The organism is Staphylococcus sp. FSL K6-0223 (assembly GCF_038008285.1).
Genome location: NZ_JBBOYX010000002.1, coordinates 779,190 through 794,213, shown reverse-complemented (window position 1 = coordinate 794,213; position 15,024 = coordinate 779,190). Strand labels below are relative to the sequence as shown.

Genomic DNA, 15,024 nt, shown 5'->3' with positions numbered 1-15,024 from the left:
TAACCAATAGTAAACAATTAAGATTTTAATCGTAGTATAATATTAAATCCTCAAAGTAATAGAATTTATAATACTTTGAGGATTGTTTCGTGTTTGTACTGACTATGAATTTAATTATCTATCTTTGATAACTAATTTGTAGCCTGTAGATCTTTTATTTATAATTTCCAAATTATCGCAATTTTGAAGATGGTATCTTAATCTGTGAATGTAAACATTTATAGTATTAGAATCTACATATTCTAAGGTATCCCAAACTTGAATTTTTAGATCTTTGCTGGAGACGTATTGGTTCACATTTTGGTATAGATAATTTAGAATTTGCAATTCAATGTGGGAGAGTGCATATTTTTTGTCCTTAAAAATAAATAATTGCTTTTCAAAATCGATGAGCAGCTGAGGTCGAAGGTAGTGTAAGTGCTTTTTTATTTCGTTAATAATGAGACACTCTATGAAATAATGGTCTTCGTCATTGAGGATGACATATAAAGCTACACCTTTTTCATAAAAGTAATACTTTCGGTCTTTGTTATTATTTTTAGTGATTACTATGATAGGTATTGAACTCACTTTATTTTCTATCATCTGATTATATTCGTTACTAGTTTCCCAAATGATAAGCAAATCGGGTTTGGACTTCTTTGAATTAATAACAATGCAGTCATTAATGTCTAGTATTTTTTCTTTTTCTATTTCATTTATAGAAGGTAAAATTTGGATATTAAACACTTATAACTACTCACTCCTTTAATATATTGTAAAATATTTAATATGACTCTATAGCACTTACTTTCTCTATCTTTTTCTTTTAGCATATATTTCACCTCAATCATTTAAAGTAATTTTAATCATTCTTGCTATAAAAAGGAGATAAAACATTATATTTAGAAAATTCTGATTATTAATCATAATGACTACTTTTTAGAATTATTAATTTGATTTTATGGATTATTTTACCTTAGTTTTTTATCTGAATTTCACATTATATATTGTAAGGGTTTTCACTACAATATTCCATAAAATTTTAAATAAAGATTTCGACATTTTTATTACATTACTATAATGAATATCTTTTAATTATTAATAGAAGTTTTTATTTAATAAAAAGTCGAACTAACCGTACGTGATTAGTTCGACATATTTAAAATATAGTGTTTCTCAAACAAATGTAATGTTCCCATTAATAAACTTCTTAGTATTTATTTTTCTTTATTCTCATTGTCATTGCCATTGTTAGATTTTCCTGATTTTCCAGATATGAGGTTTCTAATGGCTTTAACAATATAGCCTGTGATTAAAATTCTAAAAACTCTTCTAATGATATCCATAATTATTCTCCCTTTATGATTGATTTATTATACGTATTTACCCTTGATTATAGCTTATTAAAAGTAATTTTAAGAATTTTTAAACATCCAACATTGAATTTACTCATCAACTTGATGCCCAGTTAGTAATAATTTTATTAAATCACAGAGATTATATATAATAATATTGCAACCTATTTAAAAAGGGGAATGAATGATGATTAGAAGAGCGCGTCCAAGTGATAATAGGCAAATTGCTAAATTATGCTATATCATATGGCAAGATATGGAGTTAGAGCTGACTCAAACGTTTACTAAAAAACGTGTAATTGAGGCGATAGAATTAAGCATTGTAAATGTTAAATATCGTACGTATTATGAGCATATTTGGGTATATGAAAAAGAAGGTGTCGTGGCTGGTTGTATTATAGCTTATCCAGGTGAAAAGGAGCTAGATTTAGAGCGACAATGGTTGAATTTACCGCTTGAAGAGGATATTCGTGAACTAGGTACACCATTACCTCAACAAGAAGCTTACAATGATGAATTCTATATTGAAGCGGTGGCTACTTTTCCTGAATACAGAGGTCAAGGCATCGCTACGCAATTGTTAAAACATTTAATTGAGACTGATAAAAATGCGAAATGGAGTTTGAATTGTGATTATGAGAATGAGGGCGCTTTAAAACTCTATACTAAATTAGGATTTAAACAAAATGGAGATATTGATTTGTATGGGCATCAGTATCATCATATGACATTAAATTAAAAACTCGACATTGAAATGTAATTTCATTGCCGAGTTCATTTTCAAAAGTATTAAATTAAAGCCCACCTAAAAGTGCGCTAATATATATTCCTAATGCATATAAAAGACCAAATATTGTGTTGGTCTTACCTGTAGCTGCCATAGCTGGCATCATAGTAGCTGGTGTATCGTTCTTATTAAAACGTCTTACAGCTTTAATTGGCATAGGGAATGATAATAACACTAATAAGTAAAATAGTGATCCTGGTGCTTTGAATAATGCTGTGAAAATAACGAATACATAAGCAACTATATACATGGCTGCCATGAAAATCACAGAGGCACGTTTACCTAGTAAAATAGGTAAAGTTTTTCTGCCACTTTCTTTATCTTTAACACGGTCACGGATATTGTTTGCCATATTAATAAGTCCAATTGTAATAACGATTGGAATACTAATCCAGAAAGCATAACCTTGAACATTTCCTGTTTGAATAAAGAATGATAACACTATAATAATCATTCCCATGAATAAGCCGGAAAATAGTTCGCCAAATGGTGTCCATGAGATTGGAATAGGTCCACCAGTGTAAAGATAACCAATTGCCATACAAACGATGCCGACTGGAATAATCCAGAATGAACTTTGTATAGCTAAAAAGATACCTAATAATGCTGCGATAATATAAAATGCAATCGCTATGTTCATGACAAGTTTTGGACTCATACCATTACGCACGATAGCGCCACCAATACCTACAGAGTTATGATCATCAAGACCTTTTTTGAAATCATAATATTCATTAAACATGTTTGTTGCAGCTTGTATTAATAAACATGCAAGAAGCATGGCTAGGAATAAACTGAATTTCAAATGGTCTTCACTACCTAGTAGATAAAGCTTTGCAGTAGCTGTTCCGACTAAAACTGGGATGACTGCTGCGGTTAAAGTATGAGGTCTCATCAATTGCCAGTATTTCTTAACAGTTGAATATTGTTGATATTGATCTGCCATAATATGCATAACCTCTTATTTATATAGTTTTAACATAAACATTTTAAAGGAATCGTAGATAAAGGTCAATTGACGTGAAAAATTGCATGTTTAGTTTAAGCAAGAATGATAACACATGAATTCAAAAATGATACAATATACTAATGAGTAAAATTCGAAGGAGAAAGAAGTGAAAAGAATGGCTGTGAATGTTAAAGAAGAAGACATTGTCGATAAATTGTATGCGAGCACCAAGGACTGGGTGTCTGTTGAAACTGAATTAAATAGAACAATTGATCCAAGTACTTTATTTTATTTAACAGAACAGGATGCTGGCGATCGCTTTTATATGCGCTTAAATGACAATCATTCTTCATATTTTGGATATCATGCAGTTCAAAGGTTTAAAAATAACTTTGAAAATAAGCAGTCTATCTTTAAGGAATGGGAAAATTTAAAAAATGAGATCGAATTAATACATCCTAATACAAGTCAACATCACCTAAGATTATGTGGTGGATTTCAATTTTCAAGTCATAAATCAGACGATGAGTGGCGAGAGTACGGGTTAAATCACTTTGTATTACCTAAAGTATTGATATCTATTGAAGGGGACCGCACATTCATCACTTATACTACTGAACGCCAAGATTTTAATATTGAAACTTTTAAAGAAGTAGTTTCATATTTTGAAAATACAGAAGTTAATGAAACAGAAGATAGTCTTGGAGATGTTACACGTGTGGAAGACATCTACAAAGACGATTGGCGAGAACTCGTTGAAGAAGCGATAGAAACAATTGATGAAACTAAAAAAATTGTACTCGCGCGTAGACGTTTAATAAAATTTAATAAAGATATTAATATTCCTTACGTTTTAAATCAAGCTTTAAAAAATGAAAAGAATAGCTATATGTTCTTATTAGAATCTAATCAATCTATATTCTTTTCACAAACGCCTGAACAACTCATTAAAGTTCAGGATGGTGTACTATCGACAAAGGCTGTCGCGGGAACAATTAAACGTTCTCACAACGAAGTAGAAGACGAAGCGAATATTAAAGCTTTCTTAAAAGATAAGAAAAACTTAGGTGAACATCAATTTGTAGTGGAAAGTATCTTGAATGATATTAAGCCTTTCGTACAAGATGTAGAGTACAATGAAACACCTAATATTTTAAAAAACGATCATTTATATCATTTATATACAGAGATCAAAGGGCATTTAAACGAAAAATCATACATTGGTTTAATTGATTGCTTACATCCTACACCAGCTCTAGGTGGTTATCCAAAGGATGAGGCATTAGAATTTATTGAGAATAAAGAATTTGGAACTCGAGGACTTTATGGTTCTCCAGTAGGTTTCATTGACGTTTATGATGATTGCGAATTTATTGTTGCGATTCGTTCGATGTTAATCAAAGGAGACCAAGCTACATTATTCGCAGGTTGCGGTATAGTTAAGAATTCTGATCCTGATAGCGAAGTCGCTGAAACAGCAGTCAAATTTTCACCAATGATGAATGCATTAGGAGTAGATAATTATGACAAATCATAGCGATGCATTGACGCAACAAGTTTTCACGTTCGCATCTGAATTATATGCATATGGCGTACGTGAAGTGGTAATTAGTCCAGGATCACGATCAACGCCGCTAGCCCTTGCATTAGAGGCACATCCGAAAATTAAAACCTGGATACATCCTGATGAACGAAGCGCAGCATTCTTCGCATTAGGACTTATTAAAGGAAGTAAAAAACCAGTTGCGATATTGTGTACATCAGGAACAGCAGCAGCGAACTATACACCAGCAATCGCTGAAAGCCAAATTAGTAGATTGCCTTTAATCGTATTGACGAGCGATAGACCACATGAATTACGTAGTGTAGGCGCACCTCAAGCGATTAATCAAGTGAATATGTTTAGTAATTATGTCAATTTCCAATTTGATTTACCTATCGCAGATGGTAGTGAGCAATTGCTAGATACGATACATTATCAGATGCAAATTGCGAGCCAATATCTATATGGGCCGCATCGTGGTCCGATTCATTTCAACATGCCATTTAGAGAGCCATTGACACCTGATATGGATCGTGTTGATTTACTCACATCTGAGAATAAAACATTACCGCATTACCAGAAGAGTATTGCTGTTCATGATATTAGTGCAACATTACAGAAGAAAAAAGGCCTTATTATCGTAGGTGACTTGCAACATCAAGAGGTCGACCAAATTCTGACGTATTCTACAATTTATGACTTGCCTATTTTGGCTGATCCACTAAGCCAATTACGTAAATATAATCATCCTAATGTGATTACCACGTATGATTTACTTTATCGTGCAGGTTTAGATTTAGATGTAGATTTTGTTATTCGAGTGGGCAAGCCCGTCATTTCTAAAAAGTTAAATCAATGGCTTAAACGCACACCAGCTTATCAAATATTAGTACAAAATAACGACAAAATTGATGTCTTTCCAACACCACCGGATATTTCTTATGAAATTTCAGCGAACGATTTCTTTAGATCTTTAATAGAGGAAGAGAATGTTCAACGTAAAGATTGGCTAGAATTGTGGCAATCATTAGAAAGACAATCCCGCATTGAAATTAAAGATTACTTGAACCATGCATCTGACGAAGCTGCTTATGTGGGCGAACTTATTCATAAATTATCAAATGAAGATGCGCTTTTCGTTGGAAATAGCATGCCTATTCGAGATGTTGATAATTTAATGTTTGAAACCGAAGCGGAAGTTTTTGCTAATCGTGGTGCAAACGGTATAGATGGAGTGGTATCAACTGCGATAGGTATGGCAGTTCATAAAAATGTGACACTTTTAATTGGAGATTTATCTTTTTATCATGATATGAATGGTTTATTAATGGCGAAGTTAAATGATATTCATATTAATATTGTGCTTGTGAATAATGATGGTGGTGGCATCTTTTCTTATTTACCTCAAAAAGATTCAGCTAGTGAATATTTCGAAAGACTATTCGGTACACCAACAGGTTTAGATTTCGAGCACACTGCATTATTATATGATTTTACTTTTGAACGCTTTGAAAACTTAACAGACTTTAAATATATGGAATTATCAGCGATGGGTTCTCATATATATGAAGTTTTAACGAGTCGAGAGGATAATTTGCAACAACATCAAATTTTATATAAGAAGTTGAGTGATATCGTTAATGTTACATTATAATTTTTTTAAATCTCAAAATGATAGCAAACAATTGCTTGTGATGTTGCATGGCTTTATTAGTGATTCGACAACGTATGACAGTCATATTGAGCAACTTCGTCAACATGTAAATGTATTAACCATTGATTTACCCGGACATGGTGAGGATACTTCGGACATGAGTGATACTTGGGATTTCCCGTATATTGCTCATGCGCTTGATGAGGTACTGAGTCAATATAGCATGTATGACGTGTACCTTCTTGGTTATTCTATGGGCGGCCGCGTAGCGCTATACTATGCTTTAAATGGCAGTGTAGCGCTGCGTGGGTTGCTCTTAGAAAGTACTTCAGCGGGGATTCAATCGGAAGCGGATAAAGTGGAACGTGTTCAAGTGGATGCGGCTCGTGCGAAGGTGCTTGAAATTGCTGGATTGGAAATCTTCGTGAATGATTGGGAGAAGTTGCCGCTTTTCCGGTCGCAGTATGAATTGGATGCTGAGGTACGGAAGGCTATTAGGGCGAATCGAATGAGCCAGAATCCTGTGAGGTTGGCTAAAGCGCTTCGGGATTATGGTACGGGCAATATGCCGAATCTTTGGCCACAAGTGTCGTCGCTTCGTGTTCGTACGTTAATTTTGACAGGTGAAAAAGATGAAAAGTTTGTTCAAATAGGACAGAAATTAAAAGAAGAGATACCTAATAGTCGAACTGTACAAGTTTCAGATGTTGGGCATACAATTCATGTGGAAGATAGTACGGAATTTGATACAATAATATTAGGTTTTTTAAAGGAGGAGCAAAATGACTAGACAGTGGGAAACACTTAGAGAATATGATGAAATAAAATATGAATTTTTCGAAGGGATTGCTAAGGTAACGATTAATCGTCCTGAAGTACGTAATGCGTTTACACCTAAAACAGTAGCTGAAATGATTGATGCATTTTCACGTGCGCGTGATGATCAAAATATTTCAGTTATTATCTTAACTGGTGAAGGCGACAAAGCGTTCTGTTCAGGCGGAGATCAAAAGAAACGTGGTCACGGTGGTTACGTAGGTGACGATGAGATTCCTCGTTTAAATGTGCTAGATTTACAACGTTTAATTCGCGTTATTCCAAAACCTGTTATCGCAATGGTTAGAGGCTATGCCATTGGTGGCGGTAACGTATTAAATGTAGTTTGTGATTTAACAATCGCTGCAGACAATGCAATCTTTGGTCAAACTGGACCTAAAGTAGGTTCATTCGATGCTGGTTATGGTTCTGGTTACTTAGCACGTATCGTTGGTCATAAAAAAGCGAGAGAAATTTGGTACTTATGTCGTCAATACAATGCTCAAGAAGCTCTAGATATGGGCTTAGTTAATACGGTAGTACCTTTAGATAAAGTTGAAGACGAAACAGTTCAATGGTGTAAAGACATGATGAAACATTCTCCAACTGCTTTACGTTTCTTAAAAGCAGCAATGAATGCCGATACAGATGGCTTAGCTGGTTTACAACAAATGGCTGGAGACGCAACACTACTTTACTACACAACTGATGAAGCGAAAGAAGGACGCGATGCTTTCAAGGAAAAACGTGATCCTGACTTCGACCAATTCCCTAAATTCCCATAAGCGTTTAGTGAGAATATAGATAAATCCACTTGATTGATTGATGTCGATCAAGTGGATTTTTATATTCATAGTTATCTTTTTTAGTTGAGAAATGATTACCCTACAAGTATTTTATTTCATCTTATCAGGATAATTTTGGTTTAAATAGTTCTCTAGACGACGCATTCCTTCTTTGAGCATATCCATCTCATAAGCATATGAAATTCTAATATATCCTTTACCCATATCTGTGAACGATGAGCCAGGAACCATTGCGACATGTGCTTGTTCAAGTACATCTACGCAAAAATCGAAATCATTTTCGGTGAATTTCTTTATACTTGGAAAAATATAAAATGCGCCTTCCGGTTGAGCTGTTAATTCAAAACCAAGTGATTCAAGTTTATTTTTTAAATAATCACGACGTTTAATGTAAGCATCGTTCATATATTGTGGTGCCTCTAATCCTTCATTTAAAGCAGCGATACAAGCAATTTGAGCGGGAACATTGGCACAAATACAATTATATGCGTGCATAAACGTTAACTTTTCAATTAAGTATTCTGGACCAATGAGGAAACCTATACGAATACCTGTAGCTGAATGCGATTTACTTAGGCCTCCAATGAGTAACAATTGATCTCGAATTTCTTCGAATTCCGCGAAGGATGTATGAGCGCCTTTAAATGTATTTTCAGCGTAGATTTCATCGCTAATAATAAAAAGGTTTTTATCTACAAGTGTATTTACTATGGCTTTTACCTCTGAGCGTTCAAGTATAACGCCTGTAGGGTTAGTAGGGTAGTTAAGTAGAATAGCTTTGGTATTCTCTGTGATATGTTTATTAATGAGTTCCGGTGTCACTTTAAATTCTGATTGTGTGGTATCCATGTAAATAGGAATGCCACCCAATGTTTCAATAAGTGGTATATATCCTGCGTATACTGGCCCTGGAATTAAAATTTCATCGCCGGGTTCAATAATACTTCTCAATGATGTATCTAGCGCTTCACTAGCTCCATTAGTAATAATAATTTCTTCTTCACTATATTCGAACCCATATTTATTCTTGAAATAGTTACTTATTGCTTGTCGTGTTTCAGGTAGGCCTTTATTGTGCGAATAACTTGTCTTATCTTCTCTAATTGCACTGATGTAAGCTTCTTTAACAACGTCAGGCATTGGAAAATCTGGTTGTCCAATAGTTAAGTTCACACAATCATCAATGTGTTTCATTCTGTTTGAAAATTGACGTATACTTGGCGCTCTTAAAAATTTTGAATTTGTATTTAATGATAACTTCATTTTCGAAAAACACCTCTAAAAAAATACCAAAATGTAGTATTTGAATTGTTAAAATAGTCTCATAATTCTTTCAAATTATTACTATCATAACATATTTTAAGTACTACATTTCGGTATAAAAATACATCTATGAATTATAATGAAATTGTTAGTCTTTGAAATCCGCTGGTTTGCGCAAGTTGATGACTGGATTAGTCCATTTACACACAAATCTTGATGATAATACGAACACGATAATCAGTGAAGTAACGATTAAGAATAAATATGTGAATATCGAAACTGTATCTTTAAATGGATAAATAGCAAAGCCTCTTAATATACCAATGACAATACCATGTAACAAATATACAAACATCGTTCTACGTCCAATATATGTGTAGAAACGCTTCTTCTGTGATGTCAGATTTAAGAATGCACTCATAGTTATTAGAATAATGATGTAGTGTATTAATCGTTTAAATGGACTATACATATCACCACCATGGTTTTCAAGTGATATATAAGGTGAACTGCCAAGTAACCAATCGCCATTAATAGGGTGCAGAACATACCCTATAAAGAAACCAATAAGTATAATGATTGATAAGGGTACCCATTTTTTATTTCTTAATTTCATTGTTTGTTCTTTAGTGACTAAATGTCCTATATAGAAGATAGGAAAGAAGACGATTGTTCTAGAAATACTCATATAACTATCTATATTACCCGAAAATCCTGCAAGCACAGAAACTAATATAGCAACAGATAAAACAATATATGGATTGTATCTACGCACGATAACTAATACAACATGGAAGAAGAATAGCGTGAGTAAGAACCATAGGGCAAAGACCGGGTTAAATGGATCTAACTGTATAGCGTCTTCCTTGCCAGTTAAGTAATAATATATTGAAAAGAATGCGAAAAAAATGATATAAGGTACTAGTAATTTTTTAGCGATCTTCTCTAGGTAGTGTGGTTTATCAAGATTTTTCGCAAAATATCCCGAAATAAATAAGAATGTAGGCATATGAAAACTATAAATGAGTAGGTATAATGCTGATAAAAATTTATCTTCGGAAGTATAAGGTTGTAAAAGATGTCCAAAGACAACTAGAAATATTAAAAATGCACGGGCATTATCGAAAAAATAATCCCTATCTTTGATAGCTGTCATAAAGCGTCTCCTTTTTCTCTCTGAATAGACTTATTATAATTTAGTATACTTTTAGGTAGATATGCAACGAATTTGTGCAAAGTGTATAATAGTATTGTATATTTTATAAATAAAGCATATAATATTAACAACCTTAAATAGTGGAGTAGAACAACATGTATAAACAACTTGAAAAACTTATCACACTCACAAATAATGATTTAAATTTAGTAAACAGACGTTTCGGTCAACGTACAGATATAACCGCTGAACAGTTAGAATTATTACGTATTTTATATAATTATGATCGCTTATCACAGTATGATTTAACTATGAAGATCAGCCGAGAGCAATCTATCGTCTCAAGATGGATTAAAAAGCTAGTGCTCAAAGGTTATATTACAAGCCAACAGTCTCATGAAGACTTACGTTGTAAAGAGTTAATATTGACTGATGAGGCTCGCGCACTTATTCAACAAATTAATACAGCAAGATGTGAATTAATCGAAGCGAGATGCCAATGTTTAACACCTAAAGAAATAGAAAGTCTTAATCAATTATTAGATAAACTGAACAGTAGACATATTTATATTTAGTTTAGTAATTATTTTAATTTTTGCTTTAAAGTGCAATATACATCTAAACAAATATTTGACTAAAAAGGTAAGTAACTTATAAGTAATATTTTATTACTGATATAAGTTGCTTATTTTTTTAGTCATAACGAAACGTAAGTTCAAAATGAGTTGAAAATGGAAAAAGGGCACCTCTAAGTTATTTTACTTAAGAGATGCCCTAATTTGAATTACTGATTATTTATTGTATTGTGGGATTTCAAAGTATTTACCAACTTCACCCATTTTATCGTAGAAACCTTTGATAACTTGAGCGTTTAAATTAGCCCAGTTAATATCTGTAGCGTATTGATGTGTACCTGGATGTGCAGGATTCCAACGCATTTTATAAAGCGTATTTTGTCCTGCTTTGACATAAGATTGGCCGATAAATTTAGCTCCGCCAACAATAGCTTTGGAAACTGAATCCCAACCAGCTTCTTTAGCATATTTAATGCCTTCTATTAAAGGATTATCATCATATGCGCCTATACCAAATACATTGTGATATTTTTTAGTTGATTTATCAGTGAATTTACCGTTAACAATGTCTCCACCTTTAGCTAAAACAGAAGTACCATTACCAGTTTCTATTAAAGCGTGAGATATTAAATAAATCTCATTAATACCATACTTTTTAGCAGCTTGGCTAAATGACGCGCCTTGTCCTTCTAGAACACCTTTACCTTCTAGCAATTTATTAAGTGCTGAAACTGGTAAATATTGTGGTTGGTCTAAAAGTAAGAATTGATATTTATACTCATCGTCTTTAGCTAATCTAATCGGATCCATAGCGTTTTTAATTTCATCATAATTAGCATCTTCCCATTTTCCTGCTGTTCTTTGAACTTGAGGGTTATAGTATGAATTATTTTGAATATTTGCTGCTTTTGTTAAAGTCATACCAGTTTTAACGTATCTGATTGACTCTTTAGACAAGTCAGTTGATTTAATCCATACATATTTACCATTTGTTAATTGACCATAATACCAAGTTACACCGTCGACTTTCATTTGTTTCGATACAAAGAATGGTTGATTGTAATAAGAGTTGAGTGAATAATGGGCGTTATTTGCAACATCATTATAGTAGTAACCCTTATTATTATTTACAACAAACGTGTAATGATATGGAGTAGCTTGAGCATCAGTACTATTTTGAGTTAAGTCTTTAGCTGCTATCCAACCCGTTCTGTTATCAACCGTTCCATATAAGAATAATTCTTTTCCAACATATACCGATTTAGAAGCTTTAAACGCTTTATTAGAAATCATTTTTGATGAAAGAAGTTGTTGGTTCTTCGTGCCCCAAGCAATAGAATATAATCCGTTGTTTTCTGAATTAACTTTATATTTACCAGTAGATTTTGTTTGTTTACCTAAGTTTTGGCTTGTAACATCTTTAATGTTTACCCAACCTAATGGTGTATTTTGAGTACTGTCTTGAAGTAAAACATAAGTGTTGTTACCTTCAGTACGTTGTTTGCTAATAACAAAGGTACGGTTAGCATATTTAGCGCCGCTTTTAGCTGTTTTATCATAAACAGATGTTCTGATACCTGAATTATTAGCTTTAATCTGTGCTACTTTATTTATAGTTTGAGTTGTTGCACTTTGAGTTGCTTTAGATGTTGATTGAGTTGAAGCAGCTCTATTCGCAGTTGTGACTTTACTGCTCGTTGCAACTTTAGATTGAGTTGGTGCAGTTAAATAATATTTACTTACCCAACCAGATTTACCATTGACCGTTCCATATAAATAAGTAGCTTTGTCGATTTGTTGTTGTTTCGTAGCTTTGAATGTTTGGTTGCCAGAACCTGAAACTTTACTAGCTTCTTGATTAAATGTACCCCAAGGTACCGTATATAATTTAACGCCAGGTTTAATAGTATAAGTTGCGTTCACTTTAACAGGTGATTTCGCTGTGTTATACACTACATCACTTTGTTTAACCCAACCATATTTTTTACCAGTGTTATAGTCTTCAACTAGGTAGAATTTATCATTACCTAAAGTAGCTGATTTTGTAACAGCTAAAGTACGTTGTACTTGGTCTGTTTTTTTACCTTTACTATCATAAACAGTTGTATAAACGCCATTATTTTTAGATTTAATTTGAGCAACACCGCTATTTGCAGATACAGTTAATTTATTATTACTAGTTGATGAAGAACTTGAACCACTTGATGGTTTAGTTGAATTGCTACTTGATGATGGAGTAGTTAAATAATACTTACTAATCCAACCAGATTTACCATTTACTGTACCGTATAAATAAATAGCTTTATCAATTTGTTGTTGTTTTGTAGCTTTAAATGTTTGGTTACCAGAACCTGAAACTTTACTAGCTACTTGGCTTGGTGTACCCCATGGTACAGTGTAAAGTGTTGAACCTGCTTTCACATTGAAAGTTTGGTTTACTTTAACAGGTGATTTCGCTGTGTTGTAAACGACATCGCTTTGTTTAACCCAACCATACTTTTTACCGCTATTATAATCTTCAACAAGATAAAATTTATTATTACCTAAAGTTGCAGATTTAGTTACAGATAAAGTTTTTTGAGCTTGATCAGTAGAATGTCCTTTAGAATCGTAGACTGTAGTATATAATCCACTGTTGCTAGGTTTGATTTGAGCAACACCGCTATTTGCAGATACAGTTAATTTATCGCTACTTGATGAACTTGAACCACCTGATGGTTTAGTTGAACTTGAAGAAGTAGTACCCCAAGGTGCAACTTGTCCAGTTTTAATTAAGTATTTTTCATTAATTAGATCATAAAGTTCAGCATAACTGTAATTATGATTACTGAAATATTGATGAGGGTCTGCATGGTCTGTACCACCTAACCATCGGCTAATTGCATAGTGAGTCCATACTGTACCTTGACCATCATTCTCAGCGCTATCTGGTTTTAAACCATAATAAACAAGTTGAGTTGCAGCATAGTCTGCGTAGTTATTCATAGAGCGCGCAAATGAAGCGTAATCATGTGTATGAACAATTTCAACATTAATAAAACGCTCGTTACCAGCTGGACCTGCGCCCCAAGATAAATAATCAGTTGGCGCAGTTTCAACAATTCTATTGCCGTCAACAAATGCATGTACAAATGCTGATTCATAATTATTCTTCATAAAATTAATTTCGCCATCAATTGTAGAGTTCTCATTTGCAGTGTCATGTACTACGATTCCCTCAGGACGACCTACACCATATCTATAACCATATTTAGGGAAATATGAAGTATAGTTTTCTTCAATTTGAGGTGCTTTAAAATTGTTCTTACGAATATAATCATTGATTGAAGAATTAACTTGAGGTGTGTATTTAGGTAAAGAAGAAGTGGCTTTAGATGTCGTTTTCTTATTTACTGAATACATCATTCTAGGTTTAGCTACTGAACTAAATGTAGTCACTTTTTTATCATTATTAGAAGTAGCTTTTTCATTAGTTGATTTGTTTGAACTAGTAGTAGCGGTACTGTTAGTTGATTTCACACTAGTTGTTGTAGCTTTATTAGTTGATTCATTATTTTTAGATTTATTAGATTCAGCTTTAGGCTCTGAACTATTGTCCTCTTTAGCTTGAGCAGTTAATGACGCGATTTGAGGCTGCTTATCATTATTAGTTCGAGTTGTATGAGAATCTGCTTCATTAGATGTTGAAGCTTGAACATTAGATGCATCTGTATCTTCAGTCTCATCATCTTCGTCATAGTCAAAATTATACCCTGATTGATTAGTGCTACTTACTTTAGCGCTTGATTGATTAGTTTCTTCATCAGTTGGTTGTTGACTATTAGAATTTTTAGTTGTTTGATGATTAGAATGACTTGAATTAGAAATAGAAGTCTCACTATTTTCCTGTTCATTAGTTTTGTTTAATGATGATTGAGTAGTATCTAACTCTTTATTGTCATTACTTTGTGTTTGAGATGCATATTGCTCGTTTGTAGATGGGTTGTCTACTTGTTGACTCTCATTTGATTTTGAATCTTCAGTATTTGATGGGTGAGCTACTTCTTCAGATTGTGAAGTAACTTCATTTTTGTCCAAGCTAGATTCATGATTTTGTTGTTCAGGTTGTGAAACATCTTCATTATTATCTGATTTTAAA

The 15,024-nt window shown here is 33.2% G+C and carries 12 protein-coding genes; 6 read left to right on the top strand and 6 right to left on the bottom strand.

Annotated elements, in window-relative coordinates; translation table 11 throughout:
• Positions 1–114: 114 nt before the first annotated feature.
• Both MHI13_RS14710 and MHI13_RS14705 read right to left on the bottom strand, forming a co-directional pair.
• Complete coding sequence (locus tag MHI13_RS14710; protein ID WP_047796102.1) at positions 115–729, bottom strand: winged helix-turn-helix domain-containing protein; 615 nt, start codon at positions 727–729, stop codon at positions 115–117.
• 470 nt (positions 730–1,199) lie between these two features.
• Positions 1,200–1,328: an SAR1012 family small protein gene (locus MHI13_RS14705; protein ID WP_002435341.1), complete on the bottom strand. Its 129-nt coding sequence runs from the start codon at positions 1,326–1,328 to the stop codon at positions 1,200–1,202.
• 196 nt (positions 1,329–1,524) lie between these two features.
• Here MHI13_RS14705 and MHI13_RS14700 point away from each other — a divergent pair, with 196 nt between their 5' ends.
• Positions 1,525–2,076, top strand: a complete 552-nt coding sequence (locus MHI13_RS14700; protein WP_064210275.1) for a GNAT family N-acetyltransferase — start codon at positions 1,525–1,527, stop codon at positions 2,074–2,076.
• Positions 2,077–2,131: 55 nt separating this feature from the next.
• On the opposite strand, the gene MHI13_RS14695 is transcribed toward MHI13_RS14700, so the two are convergent.
• Positions 2,132–3,070: a 1,4-dihydroxy-2-naphthoate polyprenyltransferase gene (locus MHI13_RS14695; protein WP_023350491.1), complete on the bottom strand. Its 939-nt coding sequence runs from the start codon at positions 3,068–3,070 to the stop codon at positions 2,132–2,134.
• 178 nt (positions 3,071–3,248) lie between these two features.
• Between MHI13_RS14695 and MHI13_RS14690 the strand changes: the two genes are divergently transcribed.
• The 4 genes from MHI13_RS14690 to menB are packed head-to-tail and all read left to right on the top strand — an operon-like array spanning position 3,249 to position 7,871.
• Positions 3,249–4,610, top strand: coding sequence for an isochorismate synthase (locus MHI13_RS14690; RefSeq protein WP_030065153.1), 1,362 nt, complete (start codon positions 3,249–3,251; stop codon positions 4,608–4,610).
• Complete coding sequence (menD, locus tag MHI13_RS14685; RefSeq protein WP_064210274.1) at positions 4,597–6,270, top strand: 2-succinyl-5-enolpyruvyl-6-hydroxy-3-cyclohexene-1-carboxylic-acid synthase; 1,674 nt, start codon at positions 4,597–4,599, stop codon at positions 6,268–6,270. The genes MHI13_RS14690 and menD overlap by 14 nt, the downstream gene beginning before the upstream one ends.
• Complete coding sequence (gene menH, locus MHI13_RS14680) at positions 6,257–7,060, top strand: 2-succinyl-6-hydroxy-2,4-cyclohexadiene-1-carboxylate synthase (protein WP_064210273.1); 804 nt, start codon at positions 6,257–6,259, stop codon at positions 7,058–7,060. The genes menD and menH overlap by 14 nt, the downstream gene beginning before the upstream one ends.
• Complete coding sequence (gene menB / locus MHI13_RS14675) at positions 7,053–7,871, top strand: 1,4-dihydroxy-2-naphthoyl-CoA synthase (RefSeq protein WP_002435362.1); 819 nt, start codon at positions 7,053–7,055, stop codon at positions 7,869–7,871. Before menH ends, menB begins: the two co-directional genes overlap by 8 nt.
• 111 nt (positions 7,872–7,982) lie before the next feature.
• Here menB and MHI13_RS14670 read toward each other — a convergent pair whose 3' ends face one another.
• Together MHI13_RS14670 and MHI13_RS14665 are read right to left on the bottom strand one after the other, a co-directional pair.
• On the bottom strand, positions 7,983–9,155 hold the full coding sequence (locus tag MHI13_RS14670) for an aminotransferase class I/II-fold pyridoxal phosphate-dependent enzyme (RefSeq protein ID WP_064210272.1): 1,173 nt from the start codon (positions 9,153–9,155) through the stop codon (positions 7,983–7,985).
• Between the two features lie 148 nt (positions 9,156–9,303).
• Positions 9,304–10,311, bottom strand: a complete 1,008-nt coding sequence (locus MHI13_RS14665; protein ID WP_064210271.1) for an acyltransferase family protein — start codon at positions 10,309–10,311, stop codon at positions 9,304–9,306.
• 155 nt (positions 10,312–10,466) lie between these two features.
• Here MHI13_RS14665 and MHI13_RS14660 point away from each other — a divergent pair, with 155 nt between their 5' ends.
• On the top strand, positions 10,467–10,886 hold the full coding sequence (locus MHI13_RS14660) for a MarR family transcriptional regulator (protein ID WP_002435477.1): 420 nt from the start codon (positions 10,467–10,469) through the stop codon (positions 10,884–10,886).
• Between the two features lie 216 nt (positions 10,887–11,102).
• On the opposite strand, the gene MHI13_RS14655 is transcribed toward MHI13_RS14660, so the two are convergent.
• Positions 11,103–14,963: a glucosaminidase domain-containing protein gene (locus tag MHI13_RS14655; RefSeq protein WP_422785082.1), complete on the bottom strand. Its 3,861-nt coding sequence runs from the start codon at positions 14,961–14,963 to the stop codon at positions 11,103–11,105.
• Between the last annotated feature and the right edge of the window lie 61 nt (positions 14,964–15,024).

Excerpts from the sequence above, each read along its gene's own strand:
- MHI13_RS14705 (WP_002435341.1), bottom strand. The coding sequence starts at position 1,328 with ATGGATATCATTAGAAGAGTTTTTAGAATTTTAATCACAGGCTATATT.
- MHI13_RS14700 (WP_064210275.1), top strand. The coding sequence starts at position 1,525 with ATGATTAGAAGAGCGCGTCCAAGTGATAATAGGCAAATTGCTAAATTA.
- MHI13_RS14695 (WP_023350491.1), bottom strand. The coding sequence starts at position 3,070 with ATGGCAGATCAATATCAACAATATTCAACTGTTAAGAAATACTGGCAA.
- MHI13_RS14690 (WP_030065153.1), top strand. The coding sequence starts at position 3,249 with ATGGCTGTGAATGTTAAAGAAGAAGACATTGTCGATAAATTGTATGCG.
- menD (WP_064210274.1), top strand. The coding sequence starts at position 4,597 with ATGACAAATCATAGCGATGCATTGACGCAACAAGTTTTCACGTTCGCA.
- menH (WP_064210273.1), top strand. The coding sequence starts at position 6,257 with ATGTTACATTATAATTTTTTTAAATCTCAAAATGATAGCAAACAATTG.
- menB (WP_002435362.1), top strand. The coding sequence starts at position 7,053 with ATGACTAGACAGTGGGAAACACTTAGAGAATATGATGAAATAAAATAT.
- MHI13_RS14670 (WP_064210272.1), bottom strand. The coding sequence starts at position 9,155 with ATGAAGTTATCATTAAATACAAATTCAAAATTTTTAAGAGCGCCAAGT.
- MHI13_RS14665 (WP_064210271.1), bottom strand. The coding sequence starts at position 10,311 with ATGACAGCTATCAAAGATAGGGATTATTTTTTCGATAATGCCCGTGCA.
- MHI13_RS14660 (WP_002435477.1), top strand. The coding sequence starts at position 10,467 with ATGTATAAACAACTTGAAAAACTTATCACACTCACAAATAATGATTTA.